Annotated in this window: 16 protein-coding genes; 12 read left to right on the top strand and 4 right to left on the bottom strand. The window is 55.0% G+C overall.

What is annotated here, in order from left to right:
• Positions 1–113 precede the first annotated feature (113 nt).
• The gene (locus ACFPMF_RS22230; protein WP_379849198.1) at positions 114–305 is read right to left on the bottom strand and encodes a cold-shock protein; all 192 of its coding nucleotides are present in this window, start codon (positions 303–305) and stop codon (positions 114–116) included.
• A gap of 289 nt (positions 306–594) precedes the next feature.
• Here ACFPMF_RS22230 and ACFPMF_RS22235 point away from each other — a divergent pair, with 289 nt between their 5' ends.
• Entirely contained in the window at positions 595–2,220 is a 1,626-nt protein-coding gene (locus ACFPMF_RS22235; protein ID WP_379849200.1) for a S8 family peptidase, read from the top strand.
• Between the two features lie 31 nt (positions 2,221–2,251).
• Here ACFPMF_RS22235 and ACFPMF_RS22240 read toward each other — a convergent pair whose 3' ends face one another.
• The 3 genes from ACFPMF_RS22240 to ACFPMF_RS22250 form a co-directional block, all read right to left on the bottom strand.
• Positions 2,252–3,784: a T9SS type B sorting domain-containing protein gene (locus tag ACFPMF_RS22240; protein ID WP_379849202.1), complete on the bottom strand. Its 1,533-nt coding sequence runs from the start codon at positions 3,782–3,784 to the stop codon at positions 2,252–2,254.
• 195 nt (positions 3,785–3,979) lie between these two features.
• A complete protein-coding gene (locus ACFPMF_RS22245; protein ID WP_379849204.1) occupies positions 3,980–5,212 on the bottom strand; it encodes a DUF5009 domain-containing protein in 1,233 nt (410 codons plus the stop codon).
• A 6-nt stretch (positions 5,213–5,218) separates the two neighbouring features.
• On the bottom strand, positions 5,219–6,037 hold the full coding sequence (locus tag ACFPMF_RS22250; RefSeq protein WP_379849206.1) for a ThuA domain-containing protein: 819 nt from the start codon (positions 6,035–6,037) through the stop codon (positions 5,219–5,221).
• Positions 6,038–6,252: 215 nt separating this feature from the next.
• On the opposite strand from ACFPMF_RS22250, the gene ACFPMF_RS22255 reads away from it, so the two are divergent.
• The 11 genes from ACFPMF_RS22255 to ACFPMF_RS22305 all read left to right on the top strand — a co-directional run bounded on the left by ACFPMF_RS22255 (position 6,253) and on the right by ACFPMF_RS22305 (position 19,224).
• On the top strand, positions 6,253–7,383 hold the full coding sequence (locus ACFPMF_RS22255) for a FecR family protein (protein WP_379849208.1): 1,131 nt from the start codon (positions 6,253–6,255) through the stop codon (positions 7,381–7,383).
• A 149-nt stretch (positions 7,384–7,532) separates the two neighbouring features.
• The gene (locus ACFPMF_RS22260) at positions 7,533–7,997 is read left to right on the top strand and encodes a RidA family protein (protein WP_379849210.1); all 465 of its coding nucleotides are present in this window, start codon (positions 7,533–7,535) and stop codon (positions 7,995–7,997) included.
• 69 nt (positions 7,998–8,066) lie between these two features.
• Entirely contained in the window at positions 8,067–9,287 is a 1,221-nt protein-coding gene (locus ACFPMF_RS22265) for an aminotransferase class V-fold PLP-dependent enzyme (protein ID WP_379849212.1), read from the top strand.
• 15 nt (positions 9,288–9,302) lie between these two features.
• Positions 9,303–10,550: an amidohydrolase/deacetylase family metallohydrolase gene (locus ACFPMF_RS22270; protein WP_379849214.1), complete on the top strand. Its 1,248-nt coding sequence runs from the start codon at positions 9,303–9,305 to the stop codon at positions 10,548–10,550.
• A gap of 110 nt (positions 10,551–10,660) precedes the next feature.
• Positions 10,661–12,421 carry a PQQ-dependent sugar dehydrogenase gene (locus ACFPMF_RS22275; RefSeq protein ID WP_379849216.1) on the top strand — a complete coding sequence of 587 codons (1,761 nt, stop codon included), beginning with the start codon at positions 10,661–10,663 and terminating at the stop codon, positions 12,419–12,421.
• A gap of 190 nt (positions 12,422–12,611) precedes the next feature.
• Positions 12,612–13,052 (top strand): c-type cytochrome, encoded by a 441-nt coding sequence (locus ACFPMF_RS22280; protein ID WP_379849218.1) that lies wholly within the window; start codon positions 12,612–12,614, stop codon positions 13,050–13,052.
• The gene (locus ACFPMF_RS22285) at positions 13,049–14,512 is read left to right on the top strand and encodes a PQQ-dependent sugar dehydrogenase (protein ID WP_379849220.1); all 1,464 of its coding nucleotides are present in this window, start codon (positions 13,049–13,051) and stop codon (positions 14,510–14,512) included. Before ACFPMF_RS22280 ends, ACFPMF_RS22285 begins: the two co-directional genes overlap by 4 nt.
• Positions 14,513–14,523: 11 nt before the next feature.
• Positions 14,524–15,741: an aminotransferase class V-fold PLP-dependent enzyme gene (locus ACFPMF_RS22290; RefSeq protein WP_379849222.1), complete on the top strand. Its 1,218-nt coding sequence runs from the start codon at positions 14,524–14,526 to the stop codon at positions 15,739–15,741.
• 39 nt (positions 15,742–15,780) lie between these two features.
• Positions 15,781–17,061 (top strand): amidohydrolase/deacetylase family metallohydrolase, encoded by a 1,281-nt coding sequence (locus tag ACFPMF_RS22295; protein ID WP_379849224.1) that lies wholly within the window; start codon positions 15,781–15,783, stop codon positions 17,059–17,061.
• Positions 17,062–17,188: 127 nt separating this feature from the next.
• Entirely contained in the window at positions 17,189–18,295 is a 1,107-nt protein-coding gene (locus tag ACFPMF_RS22300) for a bile acid:sodium symporter family protein (RefSeq protein ID WP_379849226.1), read from the top strand.
• A 26-nt stretch (positions 18,296–18,321) separates the two neighbouring features.
• Positions 18,322–19,224 (top strand): SMP-30/gluconolactonase/LRE family protein, encoded by a 903-nt coding sequence (locus ACFPMF_RS22305; protein ID WP_379849228.1) that lies wholly within the window; start codon positions 18,322–18,324, stop codon positions 19,222–19,224.
• Positions 19,225–19,233: the final 9 nt, after the last annotated feature.

Below are 19,233 nucleotides of genomic sequence, written 5' to 3' on the forward strand. Positions count from 1 at the left end.
CCCGATCAGCAGTGTAGTAAATTCCGATCAGCAGCGAAACCCACCCCTGTAAACAAAAAAAGAACATGCCCGAAGGCATGTTCTTCATCGTTTCAGAGTATTATATCTTTCGATTAAATAACTTCTACGTTGATGGCGTTCAGACCTTTTTTGCCTTGCTCCACCTCGAATTGAACTTTGTCGTTCTCACGAATTTCATCGATCAATCCGGATACGTGAACGAAGATGTCCTTGTCTGAATCCGAAGGGGTAATAAACCCAAAACCTTTGAGTTCATTAAAAAATTTAACAGTTCCTGTTTGCATTATAATGTATTGTATTTAAATAATCTCCCAAATTTAACCAAAATATGTCAGACTTGTGCAATTGTGTCCATTTATTTTAGGGAAACCGATCAACGACCGGAAAAAACATTCGGCGGGGCAACTGACTGACGAAATCTCCCCTTGTTTGGGGGAAATTGAACGGTTTAAGTACAATAATCAGTAAAACATACCGGAATTTATCTTCGCTCCGTTATATTACCCGGTTAGCCGTGCGAACACAGATTCGCGTTCCGTTGTTAACCGATAAATAACTGATAACTTTTCTTTTATGGCGTTTAAACCGCTTGTAGTTCGACTTCTTAGTCTCTATACAATCCTTCTATCGGGTTCGGCCTTTAGCCAGACCCAATCCGCTCAATGGTTTCACCTGGATTCGAAGACCGATAGTGTCCTGGGCATTAGCACCGATCGAACCTACCGCGAATTACTCAGCAACCGCAAACCGACGCCGGTCGTCGTAGCCGTGATCGACGGCGGTATTGACTCAACGCACGAAGACCTGAAACGTATTCTCTGGACCAACCCGAAGGAAATTCCCGGCAACGGCATCGATGACGATAAAAACGGGTATGTCGATGATATCCACGGCTGGAATTTTATCGGTGGAAAAGATGGCCGCAACGTTCAGTACGAAACCGCCGAAGTGACCCGGCAATACGTCCGGCTGCGTCCGTTGTACGAAGGCAAAAAACGCTCGGCGCTGAAACCGGCCCAGCAAAAGGAGTACGATCAGTTTGTGAAGTATAAGGCCGAAGTGGAGAAGAAACGGGCCGAATACCAGGAACAATACAAATCCTACAGCGAATTCAGCAGTCAGCTGGTTACCATCATCGGTGGGCTGAAGCAGGCGCTGGGCGTCTCCAAACTCGATACGGCCACGCTGCGCAACCCGACGACAGACAATGATTTTGTGAAGAAAGCGGCCGCGGCTTTGTACGAAATGACAGCCTCGCAGGGCTACAGCTCCGCGGACGATATTCAGAATGAACTGGAACGGGGCCTGGAAGACCTCAAATCGAAAGCTGAATACGCTTACAACCCGGATTACGACGGCCGCTCGATTGTGGGCGATAACCCCAACGACCTGACCGAAACCGCCTACGGAAATCCGGATATTACGGGACCCGATGCTCTCCACGGTACGCACGTCGCCGGAATTATTGCCGCCGACCGCACCAACAACCTCGGGGTGCAAGGGGTGGCCGATCAGGTGAAAATCATGGCGATCCGGGCCGTTCCGGATGGCGACGAACGCGACAAGGATGTGGCCAACGCGATCCGGTATGCGGTCAACAACGGGGCCCAGATCATCAACATGAGCTTCGGAAAAGACGTGTCTCCGCAACGGAAAGTCGTCGATGACGCCATGCGGTATGCGCTTTCCAAAGGCGTTCTGCTGATTCATGCCGCCGGAAACGACAACAAATTGCTGGATACGACGGCCAGTTTTCCGGCCGACCGGTTTATGGATGGTTCGGCCATTCCGAACCTGATTACGGTGGGGGCCATTACGGCGAAAAACAACGAGAATCTGGTGGCACCGTTTTCCAACTACGGTCGGAAAACCGTCGATGTATTTGCGCCGGGCATGACGATTTATTCCACCACGCCCAAGAATGGCTACGACAACCTGAGCGGTACGAGTATGGCCGCCCCCGTGGTGACCGGCATTGCGGCCGTGCTGAAGTCGTATTTCCCGAAACTGACCTATAGCGATCTGAAACGGATCATTGAAAAATCGGCCATTGTGCAAAACCGGCGGGTGCTTCGGCCCGAATCCAACGAACTGGTGGAATTCACGGACTTGTCGAAAACCGGCGCGATTGTTAATCTGTACGAAGCCATCAAGCTGGCGGAAGCCGAGGAAGCGGCAGCGGCCGAAAAGAAAGGCTGACAGTTTTGGCAGGAAACCACAACGGGGAGCATTAGCGAATCAGGCTGAGGGCTCCCCGTTTTTGTTCGTGCACGGCGCTGGTACCCTGTTTGCGCTGGTAGTGAACCAGCCAGCCATACACCCCAGCCGGGCAGGTACGTCCGTGATACGTCCCGTTCCATTCGAACGGCGGCTGGTCGCTGTAGAAAATCAGTTCGCCCCAGCGGTCAAAAACCGAGAGCGACGTTACGGTAATATCCCCGCAGGCCATCAATTCAAACCTGTCGTTTTGGCCATCGGCGTTGGGCGTGAAACTATCCGGCGTCTGGATTACACAGCCGCAGTCGCCGTACGAAATGGCGATGGTATCGCTGACGGTCGCGCAATCGTTGCTCACCGTTGCCCTAAACTGGCCGGATTGGCCGACCGTCCGGATCAGGTCCGGGCTCTGGTCCTGCCAGCTAAATTTTCCTTCGGCAAAATCGGGCCGGATCGTAAACACCTCGGCTCCGCACAGGCGTTGATCGCGGCCCAGATCGAGCCGGGGCGGCAACACATACCGGATCTGAAGGCTGTCGGTGGCGATGCAACTCGCCTGCTCGATCCGCAAACTGTATAAACCGGCCTGCCGGACGGTTTGCGTGGGCGACGTGCTGCCATCCTGCCAGCGGAAGGTGGGTGGAACGTCGGGCGGTGTGGTGAGCGTAAGGGTCTGCCCTTCACAAAGCGTCGTGTCGCGGCCCAGATCAAAATCCAGGGCGTAATCGACGGTGAGAGTGTCGCGCAGTACCTTACAGGGCGTGGTAACGATAACCGAATACGTACCCGGTTTTGACACCAGCAGTGTAGGCGACGTACTGCCGTCCTGCCAGCGGTACTCGGTGGCGCCGGGCGTGGTGGCATCGAGCCGCAGGGTGCTCTGCCGGCCACAGAGCGTGGTGTCGTTGCCCAGGTTCAGTTCGATCGGGAGCAGCGATACATCGTCGATGAACAGGTAATAATAGCCCAGAAAAACCGGCAAGCGTTTAAAACTCCCGAGGGTCAGGTACTGCTCCCCGCCTTTGGCTTTCAGGTAGCCCGAAACCCGCTCCCAGTGAAGCTGCAGAATACTGGGACTGATCGCATTATCCAGGATTTGCGGGTCGGCGGTCAGCAAGCCTTTTTCCGGGGCGGTCAGCGGTTTTTCGGAAAAATACGCGCCCAGCGTTCCGGTCAGGTACTTGCCGGGCGTCGGGGTCGCTACGTATAGTTCGAAGAAATAGCATTCGTCGGCCACCAGCGGTTTTTTCAGCGGGGTCTGAAGGTATTCCGCCCAGCTGACATCCAGAAACAACCGGGCCAGCCCCTGCCCGGAATGGGGCGGCAATTCCATCTGAACCGTCGGGAAGCACTGGTGGTAGAAGTCCGGCGTCGCGCCGTTGGGGTTGTACCAGGGAGCCGCTTCGCCGAGCAGATTGTCCTGACGCGGACAGGTGCGGTATTCTTCAAAACCGCCGTTTGGGACGAGGTTTCCGCGCTGGGCCATACCGATGCCGGGCAGGCAGACTACCAGCCAGAACACGATCCGTCCCGCCTTTCTCACCATAGGTTTCGCACGAACAAAAAAAGATGCACCTGCAACGAGACGTAATATACCGTGTTTTGGCGACTTAAGCATACGGCTGGCGCAAGCCTGGGCGTCGGCGGGCGGGCCGTTGGCGTCGCGTTCCTGACCGTGTGCTGGGGCCGGGCCTGAAAGCCGCCCTGGGCGATCCCGTGAAAAGCCTGGGTTCGGAAGAAGTTATAATTTCAGCCGGATGCCGATTTTGCCTAACACACTCGTGATTCCGACGCACAGAAGCGCAAAACAGAACGACTTCAGCAGGCCGATACCGCCCGTCAGCAGCATTTCCGGCAGATGAATGCCGAGGAAAGCCGTTGTCGCGTACGCAAAATGCGGAATCAGGTAACACAGCAGCGTGTCGGTTCCGGCGGGTTTTACTACGGCAAACCGTCGGCTTTGGCCCCAGACATCGGTCACCCAGTAAATTACCGTGAAAGCCAGCAGGGTGAACGCACTGCATAGAAACAGCCAGGCCGGCGTTTCGCCCAGTTTCGATAAGCCCCAGTACGGGCGGGTGAGGAGCGACAAACCAATGAGCCCAATGGAAATGCCGCCGAAAACCAGCGTCATTTGCCGGTTATCCCCCTTTTTTCGGTAGAATTGAAACAGCGTCGAAATGACAACGCCCCCCAGGCTCAGCCCCACCAGTGTGCCGTTGCGGATTGCGCCCGGAATGAAGCGGACGGCTTCCGGTACCAAACCGGCCTGGGCCAGCATACTCAAAACCGCAAAACCGCACCAGGCCGCGATGAGGGTGGGGAGTCGGTTTTGGGCAAAAACCGTAATCAGGCCCGTTACCAGGTAGGCCCAGCCAATCAGTCCCAGAATGCCCCACCAATGCGGTTCAAAACGGCTGAGGTGGCCGGTTTCTCCGCCACGATACTGAAACGCCAGCCCGAGCAACGTCAGCAAACCGACGGTTTTTAATCCCCGTTGGAGCCACCGGGGCGTTGTGCCGGGATAGGCATTCCAGATCAGGATAAACGACGTACACGAAAGGACATTCCAAAGAAGCCGGGGCAGACCGGTGGCTTCGGCGTTGATGGATTCGCCGTTGACCAGGAAAACCCCCATGGTCAGCAGGGCAACAGACCGGAAGAACACATGCCCGACGAGCTGCCCGATGGAGTCGCCTTTCCTCCGCCGGTGATCGATGGCAAAGGGCAGCGACAGGCCCACGATGAACAGAAAAGCCGGAAAAACCACATCGGCCAGCCCGATGCCGTCGGCCCCCTGGGGCACGTGTTCGAGCCAGGCCGGAATGCCGGTCAGCGACCAGAGATCGTTGACAAAAATCATCAGGACCATCGTCAGCGCGCGCAGGATGTCGATGGCTTCTACCCGTGCCGGTTTCAGCGGATGCGGAGTCGTGGAGGTAGCGGTTTTCGTCCCGGTTTGGTTCAGATTCATACCATATCAATGGGAATGGGAAGATGAAGAAGGATCGGCATTATGGTCCGAGGCCCAGCGAATGGCGTTCAGCAGCAGCGTTTTGTAGGCTTCATTTTTGAACAAGTCGGGATGGTGGCCCATAAAAATGTACACATTCCGGGCTTTCATCCGCTCGTTCGACCAGATTACGGGGTGATCACCGCCCATTTTCGTGGGCGAATCGGGCACGTAGGTCGACTCATCGACGGTGGCTAATACCCGGACGTTCGGACGCGGATTCTTGTCATAGGTGTACCATTCTTCCTTTTCGATTTCGAACGAAATTGGTAAGCCCTTCAGGACCGGATGTGCTTTTGCTTCCACGTTCACGGTGGCTTTGGCAAAACCGGGAATGTAATTTTTAAACCGGATGCCGCCCATGAAGCCCGAAAACCACGGCCAGATCGCATAGCCGTCGAATTCACCCAGCAACGATGCGTGGTGCAACCCCACCCAGCCGCCACCTTGCCCGGTTTCGAGGTACTTGATAAAGGCGGTTTTGGCGGTTTCTGTCCACCGGTAGGGCGGGTAATTCAGCTGGAGAAAGACCTGGTAGTTGGCCAGAAAAGTGTCATTGACCGGGTCGGTAGTTTCAATGTAATCGATGGTGAAATGGTTTTCCGCAGCCGCTTTTTGCAGCCATTCCTTCGCGGCCGCGACAAACGGCGCGTGAACGCCCCCTTCTTTCTCGGCGATGGCCACGACCCGAAACGCCGGTTTTTTGGGTTGGGCGGTGGCCGGATTGGCCAACCCCAGCAGCAGGACCCATCCAATGAGAACGGAAAAAAGGGGATTGGTTTTCATGTCTGAGGTTAATCACGTTTAAATCGCCCAGAGAGTGACAGACCGTCGGTTGCTCAAATGTATTAAACCCACCGGCAACTTCCTGCCGAAACCAGGGCGGACTTTGTTAAAAAATCGCGCTTATGAAGAAATCGAAATATAATTCCGAAAAATAGAGTATTAGCCGCATAGTCCTGCATCTTTATGGACAAATAGCCATTGTATTACCGTTTTGTATGCAAGATTACCGGAATTTCGAACCCGAAGAATTAGCCATAGATCCCTCTTTTCAGCGTTGGAAACTATTTAACGATCCCAAAGAAGTCGATTTCTGGCAAAACTGGCTGGTTCAAAACCCTGATAAGCAGGATCTGATCGATAAGGCTCACCAGTTGCTTCGGGCGTTGAACGGGGCGTATGCGCCAACGACCAGCGACCGGGTTCTGCTTTCGGACCGGGAAATTCAGCACGAAATACAACGGTTGCACCAGTCCCTCGATGATACCGATAAGCCCGTTACAAAATGGTACCGGTTTACGCCCCTGCGGTACGGGATGGCCGCCAGTATTGTGGTGATGCTGGGTGTGTTCTGGCGCTACATCATTCATCCTCCCTGCACCAAAAACAAAGTCGATGTAACGTATTCCGAACTGATTACGGAATCCGCCCGACCCCTGAAGGAAGTGACTAACCCGAATGCTGCCCCCCGGCTGGTGAGCCTGCCCGACGGGAGTACGCTGCTGTTGAAAGCGGGCGGGCGCATTAGTTACGCGGAAGATTTTCAGGGACCAATCCGGGAAGTCTATCTGACCGGCGAAGCTTTTTTTGAGGTTCACAAAGATCCGGATCGCCCCTTTTTTGTCTACGCCAAAGGGTTGGTGACGAAGGTGTTAGGGACGAGTTTTACCGTTCAGGCTTTTGAGAACGACAAGCAGGTGAAAGTGGTGGTCAAAACCGGGAAAGTGTCGGTTTTCGCCCGTAACCAGACGGAGCTGACCCAGCAGAAAGCGAATAGTAAACTGGGGGGAATCGTACTGACGCCCAACCAACAGATCGTCTTTTCGCCCACGAACACGAGCCTGATCAAGAGCGTAGTGGAAAAACCGTCGTTGCTGGAAGGCATCGCCCAGAGTAAACCGTTCCAGTTTAAGCGGACGCCGATTGCCGAGGTGTTTGCTACCCTCGAGAAAGCCTACGGCATCAGGATCGTCTTTGACGAAGACGTGATGAAGTCGTGTTACCTCACGGCGGCCCTGGATGATGAACCCCTTTTTGAAAAGCTGGACCTGATAACGCAGACGATTAACGCCCGGTACGAACAACTCGATGCGCACATCATTATCGACAGCAAAGGGTGTGAACCCTGATCGGGGACGGAGTAGGCAGCCGAAAAGGGCACTCCCTGCCGGAAGGCCAGATTTTTTTGCAAAAAGCGGCTGAAAATGAGTAAACAAGTACTATTCACTGAATTTAATTAATATTTTTAATAATTATCCACTTATTCTTTACTCTTCTGATGAAACCACAACGCCGATCCCTTTTAAAACGACTTTTTGCCTCCGTCGCTGGTATAACCGGCCTGGGCGTGGCAGCCTCCAAAGCCGAAGCGAGTGTAGCCGCTCCGCAGAAGGAAGTATTCAATGTAGTCAACGAGAAGGATGTGCCGCTGTTCTCTGGTTCGACCAAGCTGGGCAACCTGGTTTTTGTAGCGGGGAAAGGGTACCACAAGGAAGGTGATATCAAAGTGCATACGGACGAGGTGCTGAAAGAACTGGAAAAAGAACTGATCAAAGCCGGTTCTTCGATGGAGAAGGTGTTGAAAGTCAATGTTTACCTGCATGACCTGAACGACTACAAAGGCATGAACGAAGTCTATAAAGGCCGGTTTGGCAGCAAACCGCCGGTTCGCACGACGGTGGCCGTGTACGGCGGTGTTCCCGGCGACTCGCTGGTCGAGATGGACTGCATCGCTTATATTTAATTTTCTACTCACCCCCTTCCCGCCTTCGGGCGGGAAGGGGCTTGTTCACGATCCTAGCTTACCCATCCCATGATCAGTCGCAGAACCATCCTCAAACGCTTATCGACCATGCCCCTGTTGGGCGGTTTGGTCGGCAGTACCGCCCCTCTTCAGTCGGCCCTTGCCTCGTCGGCAGTGGCTCCCCGCAACCTGGTGAAAGAACTGGGGATCCGGACGTTCATCAATGCCGCCGGAACCTACACGGCCATGACCGGTTCGCTGATGCAGGAGGAGGTGCTGGAAACCATTCAGGCGGCTTCGAAAGAGTTTATGATGCTCGACGACGTACAAACCAAAGTGGGGGAGAAAATTGCCGCTCTGGTTCATGCGGAATCGGCGGTCGTCACGGCGGGTTGTTTCTCGGCCATGACGTTGGGGCTGGCGGGCGTGCTGACCGGCCTGGATGCGAAAAAAGCCGCCCAGTTGCCGCACCTGGAAGGCAGCGGCATGAAGTCGGAAGTAATTATCCAGAAAGGCCATAACGTCGGCTATTCGCAGGCGCTGACCAATACCGGCTGTACAATAGTGTTTGTGGAAACGCCGGAAGAGGTCGAAAAGGCGATCAACGAAAAAACCGCCCTGATGTGGTTTCTGCACATTCAGTCGGATAAGGGCAAGATCATGCACCAGGACTGGGTGAATCTGGCCAAAAAACACAACATCCCGACCATGATCGACATTGCCGCCGACGTGCCGCCGGTCGAAAACCTCTGGCGGTTTCACGATATGGGCTTCGATCTGGTGTGTGTGTCGGGCGGAAAAGCCATGCGGGGCCCGCAAAGCGCCGGGTTGCTGATGGGCAAAAAACACCTGATTGATGCGGCCCGGCTGAGTATGCCCCCGCGCGGTTCGACCATCGGGCGGGGCATGAAAGTGAACAAGGAGGAAATCCTGGGCATGTACGTGGCCGTCGAGAAGTTCATCAAGCAGGATCACCAGAAAGAATGGCAAATGTGGGAAGACCGCACCGCCCACATTGCCGAGGCCGTTAAAAAAGTAAACGGCGTAACGACCGAAACCTTCCGGCCCGAACTGGGTAACCACACGCCGACGCTCCGCATCAGGTGGGAACCGGCCAAAGTGAACCTGACGGTGAAAGCTTTGCAGGAAAACCTGCGGAATGGTGATCCGTCCATTGAGATTGTCGGCGAACAGGGAGGCATTAGTCTGACAACCTGGATGTTAAAACCGGGTCAGGAGAAAATCGTCGCCAGCCGACTCAAGGAAGAATTAGCCAAGGCAGCGGTTTGATAAGGCACGAAACTCATGCAAAAACGTCTTTTTATTCTGCTGATGGCCTGCCTGGTCGGTGGTCTGGTGCAAGCCCAAACCTACAGCATCGTCATCAAGGGTGGTCAGGTGATTGACCCGAAAAATAACCTCAACGAGGTCATGGATGTTGCCATCACCGACGGCAAGATTGCCCTGGTTGCTAAAAACATCGACGCGGGCAAAGCCCGGCAGGTGGTCAATGCCAAAGGCATGCTGGTTACGCCCGGTATTATCGACATTCACGGTCACGTGTATTTTGGCACTGAACCCGACCACTACCTCAGCAATGGCCTGATTGCCGTGGCCCCCGACGGTTTTACGTTCCGCGTGGGGGTCACCACCATCGTGGATGCGGGCGGAGCGGGCTGGCAGTCGTTTCCGGCCTTCAAGAAAAACATCATCCTGACCTCCAAAACGCGCGTTTTGTCGCTGCTGAACATCGTGGGTGAAGGGATGCGGGGCGGTATGTGGGAACAGGATACGACCGACATGGACCCTAAAATGGCCGCAGCGATGGCTCTTGGCAACCCGAACGACGTGGTGGGCTTCAAAGTCGCGCACTTCATGGGCGGCACCTGGACGCCCGTGGACCGGGCCGTGCAGGCCGGAAAACTGGCGAATATGCCAGTGATGATCGATTTTGGCATGCACGATCCCCCGTTGTCGCTGCAAGAACTGTTTCTGAAACGGCTGCGCCCCGGCGATATTTTCACCCATACCTACACCTTGCTCGAAGGCAATGTGCGGGAAACCATTGTTGATGAGGCCACCGGCAAAGTCCGACCGTTTGTCCTGGAGGCCCGCAAAAAAGGCATCGTGTTCGATGTGGGGTACGGCGGAGCCAGTTTCAACTACACCCAGGCGATTCCGGCGCTGAAAGCCGGTTTTTACCCGACCACGATCAGCACGGACCTGCATACCGGCAGTATGAACGGGTCAATGAAGGACATTCTGAGTGTCATGTCCAAATTCGTGGCGATGGGTATGCCGGTGGCTGATGTGATCAAAGCCAGCACCTGGACCCCGGCGCAGGTCATCAAACGCGAAATCCTGGGCCATCTGTCGGTCGGGGCGATTGCCGATGTGGCCATTCTGAACCAGCGCGAAGGCAATTTTGGCTTTTACGACAAAACCGGGTACCGGGTCGATGCCAAAAAGAAATTCGAATGCGAAATGACGATCAAAGGGGGCAAAATCGTGTACGACTTAAACGGTATTGCCAATCCGATTGTGTTGAAATAGAGTTTTGCGAAGAAAGAGATTAAGACAAGAGACGTGAGACAAAAGTCAACGATGAAAGTCTCACCTCTCTTGTCTCATGGAATTCCAAATCCTTACCTTAAAAAGCGTTAATGGTAAAATTTTACACGAAAAGCCTGTTTCTGGCTTTGCTGGCGGTAGTAGGTTTTGTCCGGCCCGATGAAAAAACCAATCTTCTGCCGGTTCGGACGGCGGAAAACGGCGGGTTGTTTCTGCCCGACGGATTTGAAGCCACGGTGGTGGTCGATAGCTTGCCCGGGCGCGCCCGGCACATCGCCGTCAACGACAACGGTGATATTTACGTCAAAGCCCGGTTTGCCCGTGACAAAGGTGAATCGGTTATCGCCCTGCGGGATACCAACGGCGACGGCCGGGCCGACATCATCAGGCGGTTTGGGGGACAGGAGCGGGAGCGAGCCTATGGAACGGCCATGCGGATTTATAACGGGTATCTGTATTTCAGTTCCGAACTGGTCGTGTACCGGTACAAACTGACGCCCGGCAAACTGGTGCCCGAAGGACCGGAGGAAATCGTGATGACCGACGACCACGCCCACGGCATGCACGAGCACATTGCCAAACCGATTGCCTTCGACAACCAAGGAAATATGTACGTACCGTTCGGGGCGGCTTCCAATGCCTGTCAGGAGCGAAACCGGATTCCGAGTTCACCGGGGATGGACCCCTGCGGTATGCTGACCGATCACGGCGGAATCTGGCGGTTTGATGCCAACAAACTGGGGCAGACCCAGAAAGACGGCTACCGGTTTGCCACCGGTTTACGGAGTATTGTTGCCCTGGACTGGAATCCGGCCGATCAGACACTCTATACCGTGCAGCATGGCCGTGATGATTTTCTGATGCTGTGGGCCGGGTTGTATTCGCCCTGGGAAAGCGCCGTGCTGCCCTCCGAGGAGTTTTTGCGGGTGAAAGACGGCATGGACGCGGGCTGGCCGTATTATTATTACGATCAGGAAAAGAAGAAAAAACTCCTGAACCCGGAATACGGCGGAGACGGCAAAAAAGCGGGGAAAGGCGCGGACTATGAGCAGCCCATCATCGGTTTTCCGGCGCACTGGGCTCCCAACGATCTGCTGTTTTACCAGGGTACCAACGCGAAAAATGGTTTTCCGGCGCATTACAAAGACGGCGCTTTCATCGCTTTTCACGGTTCGACCAACCGCGCGCCCTATCCGCAGGCCGGTTATTTTATCGGATTTGTCCCGGCTAAAAACGGCGTTCCGGCCAGCGATTGGGAAGTGTTTGCCGACGGTTTTGCGGGCGTCGATCCGGTGGTGAATGTGAGTGATGCGTTATACCGGCCGATGGGCCTTGCGATGGGTCCCGACGGTTCGCTGTATGTGGCCGAAACCGAGAAAGGGAAAATCTGGAAGGTGACCTATCAAGGCGATAAGGCGAAGTTCGGGTCGGCGCAACTCGCGCAGATGGAGAAACGCAAGACGATGTCGAACATCCGGACGCCCGACAAAGTCGCCGATAACCTGGACAAGGACAAGCCGGTGCTGGGCAGCAAGGTTTACGGTGTGTATTGTGCCGCCTGCCACCAGCGCAACGGCCGGGGTGATTCGCAGCGGTTTCCGCCCCTGGCCGAGTCGGAATGGGTGCTGGGCGATAAAAACCGCCTGATCGAAGTCTTGCTGAAGGGGCTGGAAGGGCCCATCGAAGTGAAAGGGCAGTCGTACAACAACGTCATGCCGCAGCACGACTTTCTGAAGGACGAAGACATCGCCGAGGTGCTGACGTTTGTCCGGCAAAGCTTCGGCAATTCCGCCAGCGCCATTTCTGCCGATGAAGTGAAAGCCGTTCGGAAAACGATTAAGAAGAAGAAATAACCGGGAGAAAGTACCGCCGTTCAGGATTTGCAAATTCTGAACCGGACGGTCGTGGATTTAAACGGGTCGCCCGGCTATCCGCAGCAGGGAACGTCAAGCTAGGGCAGCGCCATTTCAAACCTTGACGAGCATCGGAAAGGCAAAGCGAGAAATCCGACACCCTACACCTCTTAACTCTTTTTATTGACCAATGCGTTTGTATCACTTGTTGCTTGCCGGTTTCTGCGTGCTGGGTTGCCTGGGCGGGATGGGATTCACGGAAAACCGGAAAACCGACGACCCCAAACAGGACAAATGGAAAGCCCCGGCCTGGGCCGATACGTTGAAAAACCACGATCCGACCGAACCGCTCACGCTGGCGCAGGGCGAAGAACTGTTCCTGGAATTTTGTTCGTCATGCCACGGCGAAGCGGGCTATGGCGACGGTGCGGCCGGGCGGGCGCTGGGGGCCAAACCGGCCAATTTTCACGAATCCGAGGTTACCGGACAAACCGATGGCGCATTGTTCTGGAAACTATCGAACGGGCGGGGCAACATGCCGCCGTTTAAAGAGGTATTTTCGGAGGAACAGCGCTGGCAGTTAGTGGCTTATCTACGCAAATTGACCGCTCCGAAGACCAACAGCAAATGAGAACGTTACCTCCCTTCCTGAAAAAAATAAGCGTACTGGCAACGGCGGTTTGTTGTCCGATATTGCTCTGCGCGCAAGGCGTTGACCCCAAAACGCTGGTGCCGCCAACGGCCCTGCGACCGGATATTAAAGTAGAGCATTTTCTGGCTGTCGGCCCCGAAGCCGTGCGGTTGATTCAGCATCCGGGAACTGGCGATTTATACTACACCACCTTTACCGGCGACGTGTTCCGGGTGAAGATGAACGGGCAGCCGCCGGTGGCCGAGAAGGTGTTCTCGGCGGAGGATCACGGGATTACGCGTTTGCAGGGGGCAGCTTTTCTGAAAAATACGCTGTTTCTGGCCGGTAACATCAGCGTCAATAACAACAAGGGCACGAAAGGCCGGATGGTGCGTTACGAGCTGGCGTCGGGCGAAAAACCGGACATGACGGTGGTGTTCAATACCGTCGAATACGGAACCAACAAAACAACCTTCGATCACGGGTGGAACGCGCTGGAAATCAGTCCCGATGAGAAATTTATTTACGTCAATACCGGAGCGCGAACCGACCACGGCGAGGTGCAGGACAACGGTGGAGCCTATCCGAATGCCCGCGACAATGCGCTGACCGCCAAAATTTTCCGGTTTCCGGTCCACGCGAAAAATCTGGAGTTGCCCGACGACGAAGCGAAACTGAAAGCCGACGGTTACATCTACGCCGAAGGCATCCGAAACGCCTACGACATGGCGTTCGACGGTGAAGGACGATTGTTTGCGGTTTCCAATTCCGGTGATTATGATCATGCGGAAGATATGTTCTGGATTCGGCAGGGACACCATTACGGTTTTCCGTGGGTGATGGGGGGCGGCCTCGACAATCCGCAGCAGTATCCCGACTGGCAGCCCGATCCGGAGAAAGATCCCTTCATCAGCAAATTTGCCCACGCCTGGCTCATGCGGTATTTCCGCAATGACCCGGAGTTTCCGAAAAAACCGGCTGGGGTGAAATTTACGGGACCGGTGCTCAACCTGGGACCGGATGCCAACGAATACCGCGACCCGAAAACCGGGCAGGTCATGGACGGTGATTCGACGGGCGTGGGCGTCGGTACCTTCAACGCGCACAGCTCCCCGCTCGGGCTGTTTTTCGATACCCAAAAGGTCTTGGCCGACGACTTCAAGGGCGATGGTTTTGTGATCCGGTATTCGGGGCCGCGCCGGAACGCGACGATCGTTAATCCGCTCAAAAAACAGGGGCGCGACCTGCTGCACCTCGACCTGAAGTACGACAAGACCACCGACAATTACACCATGAAAACCACCCGGATTGTCGACGGTTTTACGGAACCGACCGACGCGCTGCTGGTGGACAATACGGTGTATATCATCGAATACGGCGGAAAGGGCGGCCACATCTGGAAGATTACTTTGCCTGCCGATCCGAAAACCGCCCGGAAAAACCGCAGGAAAAGAACCTAACAGACTACCTCATGCTAAGCAGAAGAAAACTCATCCAACGGCTGTCGAGTGTGCCCCTGCTGGGCGGACTGGTTGGCACGTTGCCCATTCCCGCCGAAGCGGCTGCGCTGGCGGCTCCCAAACGCGATCTCTTCCGGGAACTGGGCGTCCGGACGTTCATCAATGCCGCCGGAACGCTGACCTACATGACCGGTTCGCTGATGCACGACGAAGTGCTCGACGCCATCCAGTATGCCTCGAAGGAGTTTTGTATGCTCGACGAGCTGGAGGACAAAGTCGGGGAACGGATCGCAAAGCTGGTGCATTCGGAAGCCGCCGTTGTGACTTCGGGCGCCTTTTCGGGCATGACGCTGGGCCTGGCCGGGATTCTGACCGGGATGGACCAGAAGAAGGTGGAACAACTGCCGCACCTGGAAGGCACTGGCATGAAATCGGAAGTGATTTGCCAGAAAGGCCACGAAATTGTGTATAACCACGCGCTGGTCAATACCGGTTGCAAAATGGTGTACATCGAAACCGTCGAGGATCTGGAAAAGGCGATCAACGAAAAAACCGCCCTGTTGCACTTCCTGCATATCCAGTCGGACAAGGGCAAAATCAGGCACGAAGAGTGGGTGGCACTGGGCAAAAAACACAACATTCCGACCTCCATCGACATTGCCGCCGACGTGCCGCCGATCGAAAACCTGTATAAGTTCAACGACATGGGCTTCAGTTTCGTGGTGGTATCGGGTGGGAAAGCCATGCGCGGGCCGCAAAGTGCCGGTTTGCTGATGGGCAAGAAAGACATTATTGCGGCTGCCCGGCTGCACATGCCTCCGCGCGGTTTTAACATCGGTCGGGGCATGAAGGTAAACAAGGAAGAGATTCTGGGCATGTACGTGGCGGTGGAGAAGTTTCTGGCGCAGGATTTTGCCAAAACCTGGAAAAGCTGGGAAGAGGGTGTGGCGCATGTCGAAAACACGGTTAAAACCATCAACGGCATCAAAACCGAGGTGCGCGTGAACCCGCTGGGCAATCACACGCCTTCGCTGCGGATTTCCTGGGACCCGGCGCAATTGAAAATCAGTGGCAAACAATTGCAGGAAGCGCTGCGCAACGGCGATCCGTCCATCGAAGTTGGGGGCGGTGGCCCCAGCAGCATCGGCGTGACAGTCTGGATGCTGAAACCGGGTCAGGAGAAAATTGTTGCCCGACGGATCAAGGAAGAACTTTCGAAGGCGGTTTAAGAATAACGGCCGAATTGTTAACCCATTAACCTACAACCCATGCTGAAACGGTTTCTTTTCGTTCTCGCTTTCACCTTCCTTGCCGGAACGCTGGCAGTGGCGCAACCCTATCACATCGTGATCAAAAACGGGCACGTCATCGACCCGAAAAACAACATCGATGCGGTGATGGATGTGGCCATTCAGGACGGCAAGATTGCGAAAGTCGCTAAATCCATCGACGCGACCGGTGCCCGGCAGGTGGTCAACGCCAAAGGGCTGTATGTGACGCCCGGTTTGATCGACATTCACACCCACGTCTTTTTCGGGACCAACATGGACCAGACCTACAGCAACGGCCCCAACGCCCTGCCGCCCGACGGGTTTACATTTCGGAACGGCGTCACGACCATCGTGGATGCGGGCTGCTCGGGCTGGCGCAATTTCGAAGTGTTCAAGAAACAGACCATCGATGCGTCGCAGACGCGGGTGCTGGCCCTGCTCAATATCGTCGGCAACGGGATGCGGGGCGGTACATTCGAGCAGAACATTGAGGACATGGACCCGAAAGCCACGGCAGAAGTGGCGAAAAAGTACCCGGATCAGGTGGTGGGCGTCAAGCTGGCGCACTTCAACGGCTACGACTGGACGCCAACCGACCGGGCCGTGGAAGCCGGTAAGCTGATTGACAAACCGGTGATGATTGATTTTGGGGGTAGCAAACCGACGCTTCCCATCGAAGAACTGTTCCTGAAACACCTGCGGCCGGGCGATATTTTTACCCACTGTTTCGGCCAACTGGCGACTCGTGAACCAATTCTGGACGTGACCACCAACAAGCTGAAACCGTTCGTCTGGGAAGCGCAGAAAAAAGGACTCATTTTCGATGTGGGCTACGGAGGCATCAGCTTTTCTTTCTCGCAGGCGATTCCGGCGCTGAAAGGCGGTTTTTTTCCGAACACGATCAGCACGGACATTCACACGGGGAGCATGAACAACGCCATGAAAGACATGCTGAACGTGATGTCGAAATTTCTGGCGATGGGAATGGACCTGAAAAGTGTCATCAAAGCCAGCACCTGGAATCCGGCCCTGGCCATCAAACGGCCTGAGCTTGGCCATCTGACCGAAGGGTCGGAAGCTGATGTTGCCATTCTGGATCTGCTCGACGGCAAGTTTGCGGTGCGGGATACGGGCTATTTCGGGTATTTCGATTATACCGGCTACAAAATTGAGGGAAAACAGAAACTGGCCTGCGAAATGACGATCCGCAAAGGCCGCATCGTGTACGACCTGAACGGTATTGCCAATCCGGTGGTGGTGCAGCAACGGCCACAGTAACAGGCTCCGGTTTTCAGGAACGACGTTGCTGACCGATACGAAACCCGACTAAAACCGGATACCGTAAACCGAATACCGTAAACTGTTATATTTGACAGAGTTTTCCTAAACCTTCTGAACTGGTATCATGTATAAACTGATTATGGGTCTGGCCGGTCTGTGTCTGCTGGTCGCGCTGGGGTTGATGGTGAGCGGCAATCTGCCGCTGGCAGGCCCTTTCCTGATTGCTTTCTTTCTGGGCGTTGCGATCGGTTTTCGCGGTTTCCCGACCCTGAAAGGGTTTTCGTATACGGTGGTCATTTTTTCGGCGGTTACGACGGCCCTGTATTACCCGCAGTACTTCGTTTCTGCCGGTGATTTCAAATTCAGTACGCTCATTACCCCGCTGATTCAGCTCATCATGTTCGGGATGGGAACCTCCATGAGCCTCGACGATTTTGTGGGCGTCATCCGGATGCCAAAAGGTGTACTGATCGGCGTCATCAGCCACTTCATCATCATGCCGAGTCTGGGCTACTTTCTGGCCAGCATCAGCGGACTACCGCCCGAAATTGCCGCCGGGATTATTCTGATCGGCTGTTCGCCCAACGGCATGGCGTCCAACGTGATTTCCTACCTGGCCAAAGCCAATCTGGCATTGTCGATTACCATCACTGCCGTGTCGACCATGATGGCTCCGTTCGTGACGCCGGTTTTGATGAAACTGCTGGCCGGGGCTTTCGTCGAAATCGACACCGTAGACATGATGATCGACATTGCCAAAATGGTGATCATTCCCATCGGGGCGGGTTTGTTATTCAACCGGTTTTTGAGCGGGAAAGCCGTCTGGCTGGATAACCTGATGCCGTATGTGTCGATGTTTGGCATTGCGTTCATCATCGTGATCATCACCGCAGCGGGCCGCGATAGCCTACTGACCATCGGGCCATTGCTGTTAGGGCTGGTCCTGATTCATAATTTGTCGGGGTATTTCCTGGGCTACTGGTCCGGGCGGCTTTTCCGGATGAGCGAACGCGACTGCCGGACGATGGCCATCGAGGTAGGGATGCAGAATGGCGGACTGGCGTCGGGTATTGCCAAGGAAATGGGCAAAATGGCGACCGTCGGACTCGCTCCGGCCATCTTCGGTCCCTTGATGAATATTACCGGTTCCATCCTGGCGTCGTGGTGGCACAGTCGAATGCCGAAAGAAGAGCGCGACGCGGTGGAGGAAATGGAATACCGGCGTCATTAACGCATCAACATACCAATTAAGTAAGGATGAACAATATATCGCTGGCCCTTGCCACTGCACTGATGGGTTCTGTTTTGACCGCTGCCAACTCCAACGAGGAGTTATTCAAATCGAGGGTGTTCACGCCCGTGAACGGGTTTACGTCGGGCGTCGAAGGACCGGCGGTGGACAAAACCGGGACGGTTTACGCGGTGAACTTTGCCAAGCAGGGCACCATCGGGCAAATCACACCGGGCGGGGAAGCCAGCGTCTTTGTCGAGCTTCCCGAAGGCAGCATTGGCAACGGGATCCGGTTCAACCGGAAAGGGGATATGTTCATCGCGGATTACCCGAAACACAACATTCTAAAAGTAACCGTCGGGACAAAAACCGTCAGCGTGTTTGCGAACGAACCGCGCATGAACCAGCCCAACGACATTGCGATCGACAGCAAAGACCGGCTGTATGCCAGCGATCCGAACTGGAAAAATAATACCGGTAACCTCTGGCGTATCGACACCGACGGCAAGGTGACGCTGCTGGAAGAAAACATGGGGACGACCAACGGTATTGAAGTAAGTCCGGACAATAAACGGCTGTATGTCAACGAATCCGTTCAGCGGAAAGTCTGGGTGTATGACCTGGCTGCCGACGGAAACGTAAGCAATAAACGCCTGCTGATCGAATTCCCGGATTTCGGTATGGACGGCATGCGGTGCGATGCCGAAGGCAATCTTTACGTAACCCGGTTTGGCAAAGGAACCGTCGCCAAAGTGTCGCCCGATGGCAAAATCCTTCAGGAAATCCAGCTGGTTGGCAAGCGGCCGACCAACATCTGTTTCGGCGGGAAGGACGGCCGCACGGCCTACGTCACGCTCCAGGATCAGGGCAACCTCGAAAGCTTCCGGGTCGATACACCGGGTCGGGAGTGGGCCATGCAGAAAAAGTAAACCGGTTAT

This window comes from Larkinella bovis, from assembly GCF_042655385.1.
GTDB lineage: Bacteria > Bacteroidota > Bacteroidia > Cytophagales > Spirosomataceae > Larkinella > Larkinella bovis.